Here is a 17,663-nt window from a genome sequence, read left to right as displayed (position 1 = left end):
AACACGTCTAGCCTCGAGTCAGGAATAACCGACTCAGATCGTTGTACAAGGCGAGCGAAGTGAGAAGCAGGATGCAGGCGACGCCGATCTTCTGAAGGACTGCTTGCCAGGATTCCGGCACGGGTCGGCCTGTCAAAAATTCCACGCAATAATACAGCAAATGCCCCCCATCCAATACCGGAACGGGCAATAAGTTCAGGACGCCGAGGCTGACGCTGATCAACGCCAGAAAGCTCACAAACGTCTGCCAGCCAAGGCTTGCCGCCTTGCCTGCAAAGTCGGCCACCGTAATCGGGCCACTCAGGTTCTGCAGCGACGCCTGCCCCACGATCATCTTGCCCAGCACCTGCAGCGACAGCACGGAAGTCTGCCAAACCTCACGCACGGCATGCGCGAATGCGGCGCCCGGCTCGTCGCGGATCAGGGCCGTTTCGACCTTCTGATTCAGTTGCGCGCCAAGCTTGCCGAGCCTCGGACCATTCGGGTTCTTCGGGTCTGCGCTGGCATCCGGACGCACCGGCAGCGTCATCGGCTCACCATTGCGCAGGATATCGATCGACGCATTCTGCTCGGGCATGGCGCGAATCTGGCGGATCAGGTCGGTCGCCTGGTCTGCGGGCACGCCGGCAAAGCGAACGATCTGGTCGCCGGCCTGCAACCCGGCACGGGCCGCCGCACTGGCCGGCAGCACATCGACAACCGTCACGGGGCCGCCTTGCAGGCGCAGACCGGTCTGGTCGATTACGTCGGCCTGCGGCGTGCGCGCGGCGCTCGGCAGGCCTTGCAGCCGGACGGTGCGCTCGGCGCCGTCGGTTCCGCGCACCACGACCACCGCCTCATGCCCGCCAATGCCGGCCGAGTACAACCGCATGCGGACGTCGCTCCAGCTGCGGACCGGCGTGGGCGCCTCGCTTTCCGTGCCGACCGCAATCACGCGGTCCTTGGCCCGCAGATCGGCTTGCGCGGCAATGCTGCCGGGCGGCGGCGCGCCCAGGATGGGCAGCGGCTCCACGGCGCCGACCCACGCCAGCGCCGCATACAGGACGATCGCCAACAGGAAATTGGCGAGCGGCCCCGCGGCAACGATGGCGAATCGCTTATAGACGGGCTGATGATCGAACGTCCGCGGCAAGTCTTCGGGCAGGATGGGCGGATCCTTCTCCGGATCGCGCGAGCCTTCGCCGAGCATCTTGACGTAGCCGCCCAGGGGAATGGCGCAGATCGTCCATTCCGTACGGTCGGGCCCCCGGCCGACACGGCGGAAGAGCACCTTGCCGAAGCCGACCGAAAAACGCAGCACCTTGACGCCGCACAGGCGCGCGACGCTGTAATGGCCCAGTTCATGAATGACGATCAGTACCGCGATCGCGAAGACAAAGGCTAAAACAGTCTGCAAGAACCTTCTCCGGATGCACTGAAGGACATGCGCAGGATCGCCCCGCGCAAAGCCGCTATGTTACCCGCTCGCTCTGACCGCCCGCTTTCAGACGGCCGGCAGTTGCACGCGGGCAGTTCCGATGTAGTGCTGCGCGTGGGCCCGCGCCTGGGCGTCGGCGGCAAAAACGGTGTCCAGCGAGTCGGCTGGAACGATGGACGCACGGCCCAGGGTATCGGCCACCACGGCAGCGATGTCGGTGAACCGGATGCGGCGCTGCAAAAATGCCTCAACGGCCACCTCGTTGGCTGCGTTCAGCACAGCAGGCGCCGTGCCGCCGGCACGTAGCGCATCAAAGGCAAGCGCCAGACAGGGAAAGCGGCGCAGGTCCGGCGCCTCGAACGTCAGCGTGCCGGTGGCCGCAAGGTCGAGCAGCGGCACGCCCGCGTCAATGCGCTCGGGATAGGCCAGCCCGTACGCGATCGGCGTGCGCATGTCGGGGTTGCCCAGTTGCGCGAGTACCGAGCCGTCGTCGTACCCGACCATCGAGTGAATCACGCTCTGCGGGTGAATCAGGACCTCCAGGCGCTCTACCGGCACACCGAAGAGCCAGTACGCCTCGATCACTTCCAGCCCCTTGTTCATCATGGTGGCGGAGTCGACGGAGATCTTGCGACCCATGACCCAGTTCGGGTGCGCACAGGCCTGGTCTGGCGTCACATCGGCGAGCGTATCGACGTCGCGCGTGCGGAATGGACCACCCGAGGCGGTCAGCACGATGCGCGACACCCCGCGCCCAAACTGCGGCGCCTGCGGCGGAAGACACTGGAAGATCGCGTTGTGCTCGCTGTCGATCGGGAGCACGGTGGCGCCATGCTGGCGCACCGCCTCCATGAACAGCGCGCCCGACATCACAAGCGCCTCCTTGTTCGCTAGAAGCACGCGCTTGCCGGCGCGCACGGCCGCCAGCGTCGGACGCAGCCCCGCCGCACCGACGATGGCGGCCATCACCGCATCGCAATCGGGGTGGGCGGCGGCGGCCTCGAGGGCATCGGCGCCGGACCGAATATCGATACCGGCCGCATCGGCGCCCAGGTGGTCGCGCAAGGCGTCCGCCGCCGCCACCGAGCCGAGCACGGCCATTTGCGGATGAAACTCGCGGCACAGTGCGGCAAGCTTGTCGGCCTGCGCGTTGGCCGTGAGCGCCAGAATGCGGTACTTGTCCGGATGGCGGCGCACCACGTCGAGCGTGCTGTCGCCGATGGAGCCAGTGGCGCCAAGAACTGTCAGGCGAATCATGTCCGGACGCCTCAGGAAATCAGCAGCGCGGCGAGCGGGAACACCGGCAGCAGCGCGTCGATCCGGTCGAGCACGCCGCCATGGCCGGGCAGCAGGCGGCTGCTGTCCTTCATGCCGACCTGGCGCTTGAGCAGCGATTCGAACAGGTCGCCGCCGATGCTCGCGGCCACCAGAAGCAGCGTCAGCACCAGGGCGACCAGGGTGCCGCGCCGATCAAATTCATACGAAAACCAGGTCGGCGCAAACCAGTGGGTCAGGCCCGCCACGGCGGCAATCAGCGCGACCAGCACGGCGCCCCCAATCGCCCCTTCCCAGGACTTGCCCGGGCTGATGCTCGGCGCGAGCTTGCGGCGGCCCACCGCCTTGCCGACAAAATATGCACCCACATCGGCTGCCCAGACCAGCACGGCCACCGACAGCAAGAACGCGATGCCCTCTGCACGCAACGTACTCACTGCATGGACAAACGCCGGCAGGATCACCATCCCAAGGAGCGCAAACACCAGCTGCCGCCCGCCTTGCAACGCGCGAATACCGCCCGCCAGCAGCATCCACGCCACGAGCCATGCGACAACGTCTGCGTAAAACAGCAGGCGGACATCGCCGCGGGCGGGAATGTCGTACCACGCGATCGTCAGCAGAACGACGACCACGGCGTACAGCAGGGGGCCCCAACTGCCCGGCAGACGCACGAGGCGGCCCCATTCCCAGGCGGCCAGGGCGGCGAACACCGTCACCAATCCGACCAGCCCGGCGGGCGGCGCGAAAAACAGAATGGGAAGGATGACAATCAGCAGGCAGACAGCGGTAACCACGCGGGTCAGCAGCATGTGTCAGGCTCCGGCGGACAGCGCGGGGGGGACATCGGTTTCGAGTTGGGCGCTGGTGCGGCCGAAACGGCGCTCGCGGTTGCGATACCACGCAAAGGCGCGGTCAAGCTCGGCGGCATCGAAATCGGGCCAGTAGCGCTCGGTGAAGTACAGCTCGGAATACGCCAACTGCCACAACAGGAAGTTGCTGATGCGCTGCTCCCCGCCCGTGCGGATGAAGAGATCCGGTTCCGGTGCATAGGCGAGTGCCATGTACGGCGCGAGCGTTTCCTCGGTGATCGCTTCGGGCGCAATGCCGGGCTGCGCGGCCAGCAACGCGCGCATGGCCTGGAGAATGTCCCAGCGCCCGCCGTAATTGGCGAGGATCGTCACGGTGAGGCCGGGGTTGTTGGCCGTCTTGGCCTCGGCCTCGCGAATCAGCAACTGGATACGCGGGCTGAACGCCGCCAGATCGCCGACCACGCGCAGGCGGATGCCGTTTTCGTGTAGCTTGCTCACTTCGCGGCGCAGTGCCGTCATGAACAGCTTCATCAGGAACGTGACTTCCTCAGCCGGGCGACGCCAGTTTTCGGAGCTGAAGGCGAACAGCGTGAGATAACCGACACCGCGGCGGGCCGCGGCTTCCACCGTGGCGCGCACGGCCTCGAGGCCGCGGCTGTGCCCGGCGACGCGCGGCAGATGACGCTCGGTCGCCCAACGACCGTTGCCGTCCATGATGATGGCCACGTGCCGAGGCGTGTCGGCGGTATCGGGTACCGCCAGTGTGGAACTGATATGCATGAATCGGATTTCCCGCCGCCCGCGCCCAGTGCGCATGCAGTGGGAGACGGCCTTACACCGTCATGATTTCCTTGTCTTTCTCGGCGACGAGCTTGTCGATCTCGGCGACGAACTTGTCGGTCAGCTTCTGAACCTCATCGCCGCCACGACGCTCGTCGTCCTCGGAGATGGCCTTGTCCTTGACGAGCTTCTTCAGTTGCTCGTTGGCATCGCGGCGCAGGTTGCGCACGGCGACCTTGGCATCCTCGCCCTCGCCCTTGACGACCTTGGCCAACTCCTTGCGGCGCTCTTCGGTCAGCGGCGGCGTCGGCACGCGGATGAGGTCGCCCATGGTGGCCGGGTTCAGGCCCAGGTCCGCTTCACGGATCGCCTTTTCCACGACTTGCACCATCTTCTTTTCCCACGGCTGCACACCGATCGTACGGGCGTCCACCAGCGTCACGTTGGCGACCTGGCTGATCGGCACCATCGAGCCGTAGTAGTCGACCTGCACGTGATCGAGCAGGCCAGTGTGCGCGCGGCCCGTGCGGATCTTGGCCAGATCCGCCTTCAGAGCCTCGATCGACTTCTGCATTTTCTGCTCGGTATTCTTCTTGATATCGGCGACGCTCATACTTCCTCCGAACGATAACGGCCGGCCAGATGCGCACCCCGGGACACGACACAGGGCATCGGCACGGCCGAAAAGACAATAGGCGATTTTACATGGAAGCCGCTCGCCAACGCCATTGATGCGGCGTCAGCGAACGGTAAAAAGACGCTTGCGGCAGCGGGCGAGGCGGCCTTAGACGTGAACGAGCGTGCCCTCGTCCTCGCCCATGATGACGCGCTTGAGCGCGCCCGGCTTCTGGATCGAGAACACCTTGATGGGCAGCTTCTGATCGCGGCACAACGCGAATGCCGTCGCATCCATCACCTGCAGGTTGCGCGAGATGGCCTCGTCGAAGCTGATGGTGGTGTAGCGGGTGGCGCTTGGATCCTTCTTCGGATCCGCGGTGTAGACGCCATCGACCTTGGTGGCCTTCAATACGATTTCCGCGCCGATCTCCGAGCCGCGCAGCGCAGCCGCCGTATCGGTGGTGAAGAACGGGTTGCCCGTACCCGCCGCGAAGATCACGATCTTGCCCTCTTCCAGCTGGCGAATGGCGCGCGGGCGGATGTACGGCTCAACCACCTGGTCCAGGCGCAGCGCCGACTGCACGCGCCCCTCGAGGTTGGCGTGGCGCATGGCATCCTGCAGCGCCAGCGCGTTCATCATGGTGGCCAGCATGCCCATGTAATCGGCCGTGGCGCGATCCATGCCGGCCGCGCCGCCCGCGACACCGCGAAAGATGTTGCCGCCGCCGATCACCACTGCCACCTGCACGCCCAGCTTCACGATTTCGGCGATGTCGTTGACCATCCCTTCGATGGTGCCGCGATTGATGCCGAAGGCATCGTCGCCCATCAGGGCTTCGCCGGAAAGTTTGAGTAGAACGCGCTTGTAGGCAGGCATGGAGATCCTCGTGACGATTCCTGAGACGGGAGACAGGAAAGGGGGAAACGACGCTGCGATTGGCGAAGCCGGGCTTCGCGCATCCCGCAACCTTCTTGCGGGGGAGCCGTCCGGGTGGAATCCCGGGCGACGCCCGCGCAAGGAGGCTGCACCTGCAAACAGGGCACCTTGCGGTGCCCTGTTTGCTCGGCATTATACGATCGCGCCGACGGAGAAAAGTTGCCCTGCCGGCCAGCGCCGGAGGGCGGATCGACTCGCCATCGGAAGCAATCGAACCAGCATTACGCCTGTTGCTTGGCAGCCGCCACCTGGGCAGCCACTTCGGCAGCGAAGTCGTCCTGCTTCTTCTCGATGCCCTCGCCCACCACATACAGCGTGAAGCTCTTCACGGTCGTGTTGGCAGCCTTGAGCATCTGCTCCACGGTCTGCTTGTCGTTCTTCACGAACGGCTGATTCAGCAGCGAGACTTCCTTCAGGTACTTCTGCACGCTGCCTTCCACCATCTTGGCAACGATTTCGGCCGGCTTGCCGGACTCGGCAGCCTTCTGCTCGGCAATGCTGCGCTCCTTGGCGATCAGCTCAGCCGGCACGTCGTTCGACGACAGTGCCACCGGCTTCATGGCCGCCGCGTGCATCGCCACGTCCTTGGCGGCCACGTCGTCGCCTTCGAAGGCCACCATCACGCCGATGCGGGTGCCGTGCAGGTACGAAGCGAGCTTCGAACCCTCGAAGCGCTGGAAGCGGCGGATCGTCATGTTCTCGCCGATCTTGCCGATCAGGCCCACGCGCACGTCTTCCACCGTCGGGCCGAAGCCGTCCTGCGACAGCGGCAGCGCGCCGACAGCCGCAACGTCAGCCGGGTTGTTCTTGGCAATCAGTGCGGCGACCGAGTTGGCGAAGGCCAGGAACGAATCGTTCTTCGAGACGAAGTCGGTTTCGCAGTTGATCTCGACCAGCGCGCCGGTCGTGCCTTCGACGGCTGCGGCCACCACGCCTTCAGCCGTGATACGCGAGGCGGCCTTGCCAGCCTTGTTGCCGAGCTTCACGCGCAGGATCTCTTCGGCCTTTTCCATGTTGCCTTCGGCTTCGGTCAGGGCCTTCTTGCATTCCATCATCGGCGCGTCGGTCTTCGCGCGCAGTTCTGCCACCATGCTTGCGGTAATTGCCGCCATTCTCATGCTCCTTGTTTCAGATCGTCGTCCGGTCGCGCGCGGTTTCATCCTCGCGTTGCGCCGTCCTGCCGTCCGGTTTCCATCGGACGCACCACCCAATACGACGCGGGCGGGTCATCCGCATGACAAATTCAAAAAAAAGGGGCGTTCGTTACGCGCCCCTGTTTGGCCATCGATTTCGGTGGGGTACCGCCTCACCGGCATGGCCTGGCGTGCGTCCCGCGCGATCACGCACGGGCGCGCGCCTTCTTGTGTTTTAGCCTTCCTGGACTTCGACGAAGTCGTCGCCGCCGCGAGCCGCTTCCACCACTTCCTGCACCGCGTTGGCACGGCCTTCCAGGATCGCGTCGGCCACGCCGCGCACGTACAGTGCAACAGCCTTGCTCGAGTCGTCGTTACCCGGGATGACGTAGTCGATGCCTTCCGGCGAGTGGTTCGTATCAACCACGCCAATCACCGGAATGCCCAGCTTGGCAGCTTCGGTCACGGCAATCTTGTGATAACCGACGTCCACCACGAAGATGGCGTCCGGAATGCCGCCCATGTCCTTGATGCCGCCGATGGACTTTTCCAGCTTGTCCATTTCGCGCTCGAACATCAGCGCTTCCTTCTTGCTCATGGTGTCCAGCGCGCCGGCTTCCTTGGCGGCTTCCATGTCCTTCAGGCGCTTGATGGAGGTCTTGACCGTCTTGAAGTTGGTCAGCATGCCGCCGAGCCAGCGGCTGTCGACGTACGGCATGCCTGCACGAGCGGCTTCCTCAGCCAGGATCTCACGCGACTGGCGCTTCGTGCCGACGAACAGGATGGTGCCCCGGTTGGCTGCCAGTTGGCGCACGTACTTCAGTGCGTCCAGGTACATCGGCAGCGTCTTTTCGAGGTTGATGATGTGAATCTTGTTGCGATGGCCGAAGATGAAGGGGGCCATCTTGGGGTTCCAGAAGCGGGTCTGGTGGCCAAAGTGGACACCGGCTTCCAGCATTTCGCGCATGGTCACGGACATGAAATTCTCCAGTCGGGTTAGGTCTGAAGCCGCCTCAGACATCTCTCGCATGCGGTACGAGAAACACCCGCGGTGAAGCGGCTCGCGATTTCAAGCGCCGCCAACCACATGGCCGGCAACTGCTTAGCCTGCGATTATAGCGACAAAAACCCAATCGACTCAACACCTTCCGCGCACTTGCAGCGAACAGGCGGAAGCTCGCCCCGCCCCCCGGAAAACCCCGTCCGGGCCGCTTTGGTGCGATAATCGGCCTTTTAGCAACGACGCAGCGCCCGCGCGTTTGCGTGCAGAAAGAGTCACAGCATGGCCGTTACCCTCCACACCGCCGAAGACATCGCGCACATGCGCGTGGCCTGCCGGCTTGCCTCCGAAGTCCTGGACTACATCACGCCGTTCGTCAAGCCGGGTGTGACCACGGGCAAACTGGACGAGCTGTGCCATGCCTACATGCGTGACGTGCAAGGCACCGTGCCCGCCCCGTTGAACTATGCGCCGCCGGGCTACCCGCCCTTCCCCGCCTCGATCTGCACGTCGGTCAATGACGTCATCTGCCATGGCATTCCTGGCGACAAGGTGCTCAGGAACGGCGACATCGTCAACCTCGACATCACGGTCATCACCAAGGAAGGCTATTACGGCGACACCAGCCGCACCTTCATCGTCGGCGAAGGCTCGATCCTGGCGAAGCGCCTGACACAGGTGACCTTCGAGTGCATGTGGAAGGGGATCGCCGCCGTGCGCCCCGGCGCGCGCCTCGGCGACATCGGACACGTGATCCAGCAGCATGCGGAAGCCGCCGGCTACAGCGTCGTGCGCGAATACTGCGGGCACGGCATCGGCAAGGTGTTCCATGAAGATCCGCAGATCCTGCATTACGGCCGTCCGGGCACCGGCATGGAGCTCAAGGCCGGCATGATCTTCACGATCGAGCCGATGATCAACGCCGGCAAGCGCGATATCCGCACGATGCCCGACCAGTGGACCGTCAAGACGCGCGACCGCAGCCTGTCGGCCCAATGGGAACACACGGTGCTCGTGACGGACACCGGTTATGAAGTGCTGACGGTGTCGGCGCTGACGCCGCCGCCGCCCGAGTTCGTCCGCGAAAGCGCTCCGGCCGCGGCCTGATCTCACACGGCAGGCGCGCCGCAGGGGCCGCGCCCATCTTTTTTTTCACAGCGACCGGCCAGTCACGCCGGTCGCTGTTTCATTCCCGCTCCATTCATGCACACTGCCGCCGTTCCTGCCGAAACGTCACCGCGCGACGCCCTGAAGGCCGAACGCGCGCACCTGTTCGCGCAGTTCGACCAGCACGCCAATGTGCAGCAGCTCGTCACCCGCCTTGCCAGGGCGGTGGACCGCACCCTCATGCAGCTCTGGCAGCAGGCCGACATGCCGTCCGACTGCGCCCTGATCGCGGTGGGCGGCTATGGGCGGGGTGAGCTGTTTCCGCATTCCGACGTCGACATTCTGCTGCTGCTCCCGCATGCCGCCGACAAGGCGCTGGAAGCAAGCCTGGAGGCCTTCATCGGGCGCTGCTGGGACATGGGGCTCGACATCGGCTCTTCGGTGCGCACGGTCGACGAATGCATCAAGGAAGCCGAGCAAGACGTGACGGTGCGCACGTCGCTGCTGGAAGCGCGCTTGCTGACCGGCGACGAAGGCCTGTACCGCACGTTCGAGACGCACTACCAGGGTCACCTTGACGCGGCGGATTTCTTCCAGTCGAAGCTGCTGGAGATGCGCCAGCGGCACGCCAAGTATCAGGACACGCCGTATTCGCTCGAGCCGAACTGCAAGGAAAGCCCGGGCGGCCTGCGCGATCTGCAGGTGATCCTGTGGATGACGCGTGCCGCAGGTTTCGGCTCCAGCTGGAGCGAGCTGCTGAGCAACGGCCTGCTCACGCGCCGCGAAGCGCAGGAACTGGCCGCCAACGAGCGCCTGCTCAAGACCGTGCGGGCGCGGCTGCATCTGCTGGCCGGGCGCCGCCAGGACGTGCTCGTGTTCGACCTGCAGACGCAACTGGCGGAGTCCTTCGGCTACCGGCCGACCACCGCCAAGCGGGCCAGCGAACAGCTCATGCGCCGCTATTACTGGGTCGCCAAGGCCGTCACGCAACTCAACACCGTGGTGCTGCAGAACATCGAGGCACGGCTGTTTCCAAGCGAGCTCGATATCACGCGCACGATCAACGAGCGCTTTGTCGAGCGGCAAGGCATGCTCGAGATCGCCGACCCGGATCTGTACCAACGTGAGCCGACGGCCATTCTGGAAACGTTCCTGCTGTATGAGCAGGTGCGCGGCATCAAGGGCCTGGCCGCCAACACGCTGCGCGCGCTGTACAACGCCCGCACGCTGATGGACGCCAAGTGGCGCAAGGACCCGGCCAACCGCGCGCTCTTCCTGTCGATCCTGCAACAGCCGCAGGGCATCACGCATGCGCTGCGGCTGATGAACCAGACGAGCGTGCTTGGCCGCTACCTGGTGAACTTCCGCCGCATTGTCGGGCAGATGCAGCACGACCTGTTTCACGTCTACACGGTCGACCAGCACATCCTGATGGTGGTGCGCAACATCCGGCGCTTTGCCATTGTCGAGCATACGCACGAGTTCCCGTTCTGCAGCCAGTTGATGGCGAATTTCGACAAGCCGTGGGTGCTGACCATCGCTGCGTTGTTCCACGACATTGCAAAGGGCCGCGGCGGAGATCACTCCGTGCTGGGCATGTCCGACGCGCGGCGCTTCTGCAAGGAGCACGGCATCGCCAAGGAAGACGCCGACCTCATCGTCTGGCTGGTCGAACACCACCTGACGATGAGCCAGGTGGCGCAGAAGCAGGACCTCGGCGACCCGGAAGTCATCCGCCGCTTTGCCGACCTGGTTGGCACGGAGCGGCGCCTGACCGCGCTGTATCTGCTGACGGTGGCCGACATTCGCGGCACCAGCCCCAAGGTGTGGAACGCCTGGAAGGGCAAGCTGCTGGAAGACCTCTACCGCATGACGCTGCGCGTACTGGGCGGCGCCACCACCGACCCGCACGCCGTGCTCGAGGGCCGCAAGGAAGAAGCGCGCGCCCTGCTGCGGCTCGCGGCGCTGGACGACACCGCGCATGAGGCGCTGTGGAAGCAACTCGATGTGGGCGTATTCCTGCGCCATGACGCGCGCGACATCGCCTGGTTCACGCGGCACTTCTACAACCGCGTCGACACCACCATCCCGATCGTGCGGGCGCGCATTTCGCCGGCCGGCGTCGGGTTGCAGGTGGCGGTGTACTCGCCTGACCGGCCCGACCTCTTCGCACGCATCTGCGGGTACTTCGAGCGCAAAGGGCTGACGATTCTCGATGCGAAGATCCACACCACCCACCACGGCTACGCGCTCGACACGTTCCAGGTGGCCGACCCCGGCACGGGCCTGGTGGAGCCCGGCCACTACCGCGACATCATCACGCTCGTCGAGCACGAACTCGCGGAGCAGATCGCGCTCGAGGCTGCACTGCCGGAGCCGCCGCGCGGCCGCATCTCGCGCCAGTCGCGCAGCTTCCCGATCAAGCCGCGCGTGGACCTGCGCCCCGACGAGCGCGGCCAGTACTACCTGCTTTCCATCTCCGCCACCGACCGCACGGGCCTGCTGTATGCCATTGCGCGCGTGCTGGCACGGCATCGCGTGTCGGTGCAATCCGCTCGCATCAACACGCTTGGCGAACGTGTGGAAGACATCTTCCTCGTCGACGGCACCCGCCTGACGCAGGACAACAAACTGCAGCTTGAACTCGAAAGCGAGCTGCTCGATGCGCTCGCCATCTGAGCGCCAGGGTTTTGATTCATGACGACCGATTCCGACGATTTTCCGGGCGACGACAAGCGCCGCGCCGACCCCACCCAACGCGCCACGCGCCCGGGCAAACGGGCGACCTTGGGTGTGCGCCGCGACGACGCAGGCAACCCCGTACGCAGCACGGGCAAGCCGCTGCGCGCGTCCGACCTGAACCGCGACCGCCTGCCGCTGCGCCCCTCGCAACGCCGCCCCAAGCCGGAAGACGGTACGGGCAAGCCGCCGCGCAAGCCGCGCCGCGACGACGTCCAGACGCGCGAAGCGCAGCCGCGCCGAATGCAGGCTGACCGCCCGCCGCGCCGCTTTGACGACGAACGCCCACCGCGCCGGTTCAGCGACGAGCAACACCCGCCACGCCGGTTCGAAGACCGCCCGCCTCGCCGATTCGACGATGCGCGCCCACCGCGCAAGTTCGGTGAAGACCAGCGCGCGCCGCGTCGATTCGACAACGAGCGCCCCCCGCGCCGGTTTGATGACGAACGTCCGCCTCGCCGCTTCGACGACGAGCGCCCACGCCGCTACGGCGACGATCAACGCGGCCAGCGCCGCGAGGGCGATCAGCGTCCGCCGCGCCGGTTCAGCGATGAGCAACGTCCGCCGCGCCGGTTCGACGAAAACCGGCCGCCGCGCCGCTATGGCGACGACCAACGCCCGGCCCCGAGGCGCTTTGACGATGAGCGCCCGCCTCGCCGCTACGACGACGAACAGCGCCCACCCCGGCGCTACGGCGACGAGCGCGCCCCGCGCCGGTTCGACAACAATCGCCCGCCGCGCCGCTTCGAAGATCGCCCGGCACGTCCGCCGCGCCCCGAGCGCGAAGCGCGCGCGCCGCACCCTGTCGAGGCGCAGCCGCAGCGGCCGGCGCGCCAGGCGGAGGACAGCGGCCTGGTTCGCCTGTCCAAGCGCATGTCCGAACTGGGCCTGTGCTCACGGCGCGAGGCGGACGAGTGGATCCCGCGCGGCTGGGTGCTGGTGGACGGCCAGCCCGTCACCGAGCTGGGCTCGCGCGTGCGCCCGGATGCGATCATCGAGATCCACCAGGCAGCGCGGTCCGAACAGGGCGAGCGCGTGACGGTGCTGCTGCACAAGCCGGTCGGCTATGTATCGGGCCAGGCGGAAGACGGCTATCAGCCGGCCGCCGCGCTGTTTGTGCCGGAGAACCAGTGGGAGCAGGACCCGACGCGCAAGCGCTTCGCACCGTGGCAGCGCAAGGCGCTGGCGCCGGCCGGGCGCCTGGACATCGACTCGACGGGCCTGCTGGTGTTGACGCAGGACGGCCGCATCGCACGTCATCTGATCGGGGAGGATTCGACGGTCGAGAAGGAATACCTCGTGCGCGTGGTGTGGAACTCACCGCAAGGCCGGGTCGAGCGCGATATCTCCAAGGTGTTCCCCGAAGAGCTGCTGGAGAAGCTGCGCTTCGGGCTCTCGCTCGATGGCGAGCCACTGAAGCCTGCCAAGGTAAGCTGGCAGAACGAAGAGCAATTGCGTTTCGTGCTGCGCGAAGGCAAGAAGCGCCAGATCCGCCGCATGTGTGAACAGGTGGGGCTGGAGGTCGTGGGCCTCAAGCGCATCCGCATGGGGCGCATCGTGCTGGGCGACCTGCCCGTCGGCCAGTGGCGCTTCCTGGGGCCGTTCGAGAAGTTCTGAACATCGCGCCCATGAAAAACCGGTCAGCGCGCCTGCGTCGACCGGTTTTTTTACATCCGCGTCACAACCGTGGCGCGCGACAGGCCGCTCCGGTTGCATTGGTCGATGACGGCATGCCGAAGACCGCCTGCGCCCCGCAGCGCGAGCCGAACATCCTGGCCTGGTCGTGCCCCACGCCCACCACTTCATGCGCCTGATGGTTGACGCGCTTGCGGCCTGCGAGATGGCGCTCGTAGCGCCAGTAGTTGCGCGCCCGGTCCAGCCGCGTCGGCCCCTCGGCTTCAGCGCCGCACGCCTTGTCGAGCACGCGGTGGTTCGGGTCGTTGTCGTTCGTGCCGACCAGGTAGGTCACGCGGCGCTGGGCATATCGGTTGAACAGCATCCGCCCGCTTTTGCCGGCTGCGTACGGCACCATGTCGACCATGCCGTATTTGTAGTGATCGTAATCGGGGCACACGCTGGTGTCGTAACGTCCAAAGCCCTTTCCCCGCGGGCGCTCGGGCGTGAAATACAGATACGACGACGGGTTGGCCACCACGTAGCGCAGGTCGATGCCGCGCTTGCGAATGCCTTCGTCCACGTTGTTGAGCACAGCATAACGCTGCACGATCTGGCCGCCGCCCGAGTGCCCCGCCACGGTCACGCGCTTCACGTTGGGCGCCCGCGTCGGGTCGGTGATGTAGGCGATCAGGTCATCCAGCACCTGGAGCGAGCTTAGGCCGGTGTACGGAGCATTGGTGGCGTTGAAGCCGCCGATCCAGCCGTCGACGGACCACACCGGCATGCCGTCAAAACCCTTGCCGGTGTCCGGCGTGCCCGGAAAATTCGGGGCGATCAGCAGGACTTCATCGGGATTGCGGCCGCTGTTCTTGAGCAGCTCGGCGCCGGCGACGTAGTAATCGTTGCCGTTGCGCTGCAGGCCGTGCTGCACGAAAACGACTTCACGGATGCCCTTCAGATCGCCATCGAGCGGATGGTTCGCATAGACGGGAAAGTCGTAGCCATCGGCGCCGCTGCCCAGATGCACGCGCTGCCAGGCCGGCCCTTGCGGCGGCTCGGCGGCGGGCGCGGCGGGCGTCGTCTCGGATGCTTGCGGACCGGCGCAGCCCGCCAGGCCCAACGCGGCCATCGCCGCCACGCACAGCACAAGGCTGCGCCACTGCTTGAACACGATGCGCTCCATATCGTCTCGGTGGTGGATGGACTTGCCCACGCCGCCAACGCGGGTGAAGGCACCCCGCCGCCGCAATCTCAGTCGTCGTGGTTGGCGGGCAATTCAGGGAACAGCACTTCCGTAAAGCCGAAGCGGGTGAAATCCTTCACGCGCATGGGGTACAGCACGCCCTGGAGGTGGTCGCACTCGTGCTGTACGACGCGGGCGTGGAAGCCTTCGGCAATGCGGTCGATGGTGTGGCCGTGCTGGTCGAAACCGGTATAGCGCAGGCGCGTGTAGCGCGGCACGACGCCGCGCAGGCCGGGTACCGAGAGGCAGCCCTCCCAGCCGTCTTCCATCTCGTCGGAAAGCGGCTCGAGCTTCGGGTTGATGAGCACCGTCTTGGGCACCGCCGGCGCATCCGGATAACGCTCGTTGCGATCGAACCCGAAGATGACGACCTGCAGGTCCACGCCGATCTGCGGCGCGGCCAGCCCGGCACCGCGCGCCGCGTCCATGGTGTCGAACATGTCCTCGATCAGCGCAGTCAGCTCCGGCGTGTGAAAACGCTCGACCGGCTTGGCGACGCGCAGCAGACGGCTGTCGCCCATCTTCAGAATGTTTCGGATCACGCCTCGTCTCCCGGATTGTTCAACAGCGCGAGCATACCCGCTTCGTTCAGAACCTTCACGCCGAGCTCTTCGGCCTTGGCGAGCTTGCTGCCGGCCTCTTCACCGGCGACCACGTAGTCGGTTTTCTTCGACACCGAACCCGAGACCTTGGCCCCTGCGGCCTCGAGCATGGCCTTGGCTTCTTCGCGCGTCAGGTGGGGCAGCGTACCCGTCAGCACGACAGTCTTGCCGGAGAGCACGCCCTCCTCGGCGGCCTCGGCCGGCATGGCGGCAAGCAGCTCTTCGCGCAGCGCATCGAGCCTGGCCAACTGCGCGCGATGGTCGTGTGCGTCCAGCCATTCGAGCAGCGATGCGGACACGTCCGCCGGCAGACCGGCGAGTTGCCCCGCATCAGCGCTTGCGAGTTGCCCCAGTGTCGGCACGGCCGCGGCCAGTTGCCTGGCGCGGGTGGCCGTCAGCTTGGGCACGCCGAGCGTGGCGTACAGCGCTGCCGCTTCGAGCTTGTCGCGCAGCTTGGGGTTGGGCGCATGTTCACCCTGCGGCGATACGCCCGCCTCCAGCAGTGCATCCAGGGCCTGCTGGTTCTTCGACTCGGCAAAGAAATCGGCGATGGCCTCGGCCACGGTGCCGCCCACGTCGGGCAGCGCAAGCAGGAGCGGCGCCGGCGCGCGGCGGATCACGTCCAGGCTGCCGAGCCAGTCGGCGAGGGTCTTGGCGGTCGATTCGCCCACGTGGCGAATGCCGAGCGCAAACAGGAAGCGCGCCAGCGGCGGCGTCTTGCTGGCCTGGATGCCTTCGAGCAGGTTCTCAGCCCATTTGGTGGCGATCTTGCCGGCGGCGACGGTCTCGGGCGTGACACCATCGCGCTCTTCGGCGCGGCGCTTCATTTCGAGGAAATCGTCGAGCGTGAGCTTGTACAGGTCGGCAATGCCGTGTACGTAGTCGAGCTCGACGAGGTTGTCGATGTAGCGCTCGCCCAGGCCTTCGATGTCCATCATGCGGCGGCCGGCAAAATGGCGGATGGCCTCCTTGCGCTGCGCCGAGCAGAACAGGCCGCCCGAGCAGCGCGCCACCGCTTCGCCCGCTTCGCGCACCACGTGCGAGCCGCACACCGGACACGTCTTCGGCAGCTCGAACGGCGGATACTTGGCGCGCTGTTCCGCGTTGAACAGGTCCGTGCCCGGCACATCTTCCATCGGGCGGCGCTCGAGCACCACGCTCACCACTTCGGGGATGACGTCGCCGGCGCGGCGCACGATCACGGTGTCGCCCACGCGCACATCCTTGCGGCGGACTTCGTCTTCGTTGTGCAGCGTCGCGTTGGTCACCGTCACGCCGCCGACGAACACCGGCACAAGGCGCGCCACCGGCGTGATGGCGCCCGTGCGGCCGACCTGCACGCCGATCGACTCCACCGTGGTCAGCGCCTCCTGCGCCGGATACTTGTGCGCCACCGCCCAGCGCGGCTCGCGTGTGCGGAAGCCCAGTTCACGCTGCAGCGCGAGCGCGTTGACCTTGTAGACCACACCGTCGATGTCGAACGGCAGGCTGTCCCGCTTGGCGCCAATGGCGGCGTGAAACTCCACCAGCCCTTCGCCGCCCTTCACGGCCGCGCGCTCCTTGCTGACGGGAAAGCCGAAATCCTGCAGCGCGTCGAGCACGCCGGAATGCGTGTCGGGCATGTCCTTCCAGCCGGCCACTTCGCCCAGGCCATAGGCGAAGAACGACAGCGGGCGCTCCGCAGCCATCTTCGGGTCGAGCTGCCGCACGGCCCCTGCTGCGGTATTGCGCGGGTTGACGAAGGTCTTCTCGCCGCGCTCGCGCTGGCGGGCGTTGAGCTTTTCGAAGTCGTCGCGGCGCATGTAGACCTCGCCGCGCACTTCCAGCACCTCCGGCACCACGCCGCCAACGGCGGAAAGGCCGAGCGGAATCTGGCGGATCGTGCGGATGTTCTGCGTGACGTCTTCCCCCGTGGTGCCGTCGCCGCGCGTGGCGGCCTGCACCAGGTAGCCGCGCTCGTAGCGCAGGCTGATGGCGAGGCCGTCAAACTTCAGCTCGGCGGCGTATTCGACGGGCGGGTCGGATGCATCGAGGCCCAGTTCACGGCGCACGCTGGCATCGAACGCGCGGGCACCATTGGCCGTGGTATCCGTTTCGGTGCGGATCGACAGCATCGGCACCACGTGTCGCACCGGTGCGAACTCGGGCAGGATCGCCCCGCCGACGCGCAGCGTGGGCGAGTCCGGCGTCCTCAGTTCGGGATGTTCGGCTTCCAGCGCCTCCAGTTCGCGGTAGAGCCGGTCGTATTCGGCGTCCGGCACGCTGGGCTGATCGAGCACGTAGTACTCGTGGGCGTACCGGTTCAGCGTGGCGCGCAGCCAGGCCGCCCGCGCCTCGGGTGTCGCTCCGGACGCGGGTTCTGCGGTCTTGCTCATCGTGGGGT

Annotated in this window: 14 protein-coding genes; 3 read left to right on the top strand and 11 right to left on the bottom strand. The window is 66.1% G+C overall.

Translation table 11 applies throughout. From position 1 onward, the window contains the following. Positions 1-7 precede the first annotated feature (7 nt). The 8 genes from rseP to rpsB form a co-directional block, all read right to left on the bottom strand. A complete protein-coding gene (gene rseP, locus A6M56_RS13915) occupies positions 8-1,396 on the bottom strand; it encodes an RIP metalloprotease RseP (RefSeq protein WP_045786756.1) in 1,389 nt (462 codons plus the stop codon). An 87-nt stretch (positions 1,397-1,483) separates the two neighbouring features. Then, positions 1,484-2,674, bottom strand: a complete 1,191-nt coding sequence (gene ispC / locus A6M56_RS13910; protein WP_102079768.1) for a 1-deoxy-D-xylulose-5-phosphate reductoisomerase — start codon at positions 2,672-2,674, stop codon at positions 1,484-1,486. A gap of 11 nt (positions 2,675-2,685) precedes the next feature. After that, on the bottom strand, positions 2,686-3,504 hold the full coding sequence (locus tag A6M56_RS13905) for a phosphatidate cytidylyltransferase (protein ID WP_045786754.1): 819 nt from the start codon (positions 3,502-3,504) through the stop codon (positions 2,686-2,688). A 3-nt stretch (positions 3,505-3,507) separates the two neighbouring features. Then, a complete protein-coding gene (gene uppS / locus A6M56_RS13900; protein WP_045786753.1) occupies positions 3,508-4,284 on the bottom strand; it encodes a polyprenyl diphosphate synthase in 777 nt (258 codons plus the stop codon). 52 nt (positions 4,285-4,336) lie between these two features. Beyond that, a complete protein-coding gene (gene frr, locus A6M56_RS13895; protein WP_045786752.1) occupies positions 4,337-4,897 on the bottom strand; it encodes a ribosome recycling factor in 561 nt (186 codons plus the stop codon). A gap of 171 nt (positions 4,898-5,068) precedes the next feature. Then, positions 5,069-5,779 carry a UMP kinase gene (pyrH, locus tag A6M56_RS13890; protein WP_045786751.1) on the bottom strand — a complete coding sequence of 237 codons (711 nt, stop codon included), beginning with the start codon at positions 5,777-5,779 and terminating at the stop codon, positions 5,069-5,071. 281 nt (positions 5,780-6,060) lie between these two features. After that, a complete protein-coding gene (gene tsf, locus A6M56_RS13885; protein ID WP_062739152.1) occupies positions 6,061-6,951 on the bottom strand; it encodes a translation elongation factor Ts in 891 nt (296 codons plus the stop codon). Positions 6,952-7,207: 256 nt separating this feature from the next. Continuing rightward, on the bottom strand, positions 7,208-7,951 hold the full coding sequence (rpsB, locus tag A6M56_RS13880; RefSeq protein ID WP_045786749.1) for a 30S ribosomal protein S2: 744 nt from the start codon (positions 7,949-7,951) through the stop codon (positions 7,208-7,210). 303 nt (positions 7,952-8,254) lie between these two features. Here rpsB and map point away from each other — a divergent pair, with 303 nt between their 5' ends. The 3 genes from map to A6M56_RS13865 all read left to right on the top strand — a co-directional run bounded on the left by map (position 8,255) and on the right by A6M56_RS13865 (position 13,435). Continuing rightward, positions 8,255-9,079, top strand: coding sequence for a type I methionyl aminopeptidase (gene map, locus A6M56_RS13875; RefSeq protein WP_045786748.1), 825 nt, complete (start codon positions 8,255-8,257; stop codon positions 9,077-9,079). Between the two features lie 96 nt (positions 9,080-9,175). Further along, entirely contained in the window at positions 9,176-11,758 is a 2,583-nt protein-coding gene (locus tag A6M56_RS13870) for a [protein-PII] uridylyltransferase (protein WP_102079767.1), read from the top strand. An 18-nt stretch (positions 11,759-11,776) separates the two neighbouring features. Continuing rightward, entirely contained in the window at positions 11,777-13,435 is a 1,659-nt protein-coding gene (locus A6M56_RS13865; protein WP_045786746.1) for a pseudouridine synthase, read from the top strand. Positions 13,436-13,496: 61 nt separating this feature from the next. Here A6M56_RS13865 and A6M56_RS13860 read toward each other — a convergent pair whose 3' ends face one another. From A6M56_RS13860 to ligA, 3 genes are all read right to left on the bottom strand, one after another. Continuing rightward, a complete protein-coding gene (locus A6M56_RS13860) occupies positions 13,497-14,618 on the bottom strand; it encodes an alpha/beta fold hydrolase (RefSeq protein WP_062739149.1) in 1,122 nt (373 codons plus the stop codon). A 68-nt stretch (positions 14,619-14,686) separates the two neighbouring features. After that, positions 14,687-15,220, bottom strand: coding sequence for a peptide deformylase (gene def, locus A6M56_RS13855; protein ID WP_045786744.1), 534 nt, complete (start codon positions 15,218-15,220; stop codon positions 14,687-14,689). Next, positions 15,217-17,655 carry an NAD-dependent DNA ligase LigA gene (ligA, locus tag A6M56_RS13850; protein ID WP_286758190.1) on the bottom strand — a complete coding sequence of 813 codons (2,439 nt, stop codon included), beginning with the start codon at positions 17,653-17,655 and terminating at the stop codon, positions 15,217-15,219. The genes def and ligA overlap by 4 nt, the downstream gene beginning before the upstream one ends. Between the last annotated feature and the right edge of the window lie 8 nt (positions 17,656-17,663).

This window comes from Ralstonia sp. RL (genome assembly GCF_001683835.1).
In the GTDB taxonomy this organism is placed as follows: Bacteria; Pseudomonadota; Gammaproteobacteria; order Burkholderiales; family Burkholderiaceae; genus Ralstonia; species Ralstonia mannitolilytica.
This window is presented reverse-complemented; position numbering and strand designations above follow the sequence as displayed.

Coding starts and splice junctions, on each gene's coding strand:
- ispC (WP_102079768.1), bottom strand. CDS start 2,674: ATGATTCGCCTGACAGTTCTTGGCGCCACTGGCTCCATCGGCGACAGC.
- A6M56_RS13905 (WP_045786754.1), bottom strand. CDS start 3,504: ATGCTGCTGACCCGCGTGGTTACCGCTGTCTGCCTGCTGATTGTCATC.
- uppS (WP_045786753.1), bottom strand. CDS start 4,284: ATGCATATCAGTTCCACACTGGCGGTACCCGATACCGCCGACACGCCT.
- frr (WP_045786752.1), bottom strand. CDS start 4,897: ATGAGCGTCGCCGATATCAAGAAGAATACCGAGCAGAAAATGCAGAAG.
- pyrH (WP_045786751.1), bottom strand. CDS start 5,779: ATGCCTGCCTACAAGCGCGTTCTACTCAAACTTTCCGGCGAAGCCCTG.
- tsf (WP_062739152.1), bottom strand. CDS start 6,951: ATGGCGGCAATTACCGCAAGCATGGTGGCAGAACTGCGCGCGAAGACC.
- rpsB (WP_045786749.1), bottom strand. CDS start 7,951: ATGTCCGTGACCATGCGCGAAATGCTGGAAGCCGGTGTCCACTTTGGC.
- map (WP_045786748.1), top strand. CDS start 8,255: ATGGCCGTTACCCTCCACACCGCCGAAGACATCGCGCACATGCGCGTG.
- A6M56_RS13870 (WP_102079767.1), top strand. CDS start 9,176: ATGCACACTGCCGCCGTTCCTGCCGAAACGTCACCGCGCGACGCCCTG.
- A6M56_RS13865 (WP_045786746.1), top strand. CDS start 11,777: ATGACGACCGATTCCGACGATTTTCCGGGCGACGACAAGCGCCGCGCC.
- A6M56_RS13860 (WP_062739149.1), bottom strand. CDS start 14,618: ATGGAGCGCATCGTGTTCAAGCAGTGGCGCAGCCTTGTGCTGTGCGTG.
- ligA (WP_286758190.1), bottom strand. CDS start 17,655: ATGAGCAAGACCGCAGAACCCGCGTCCGGAGCGACACCCGAGGCGCGG.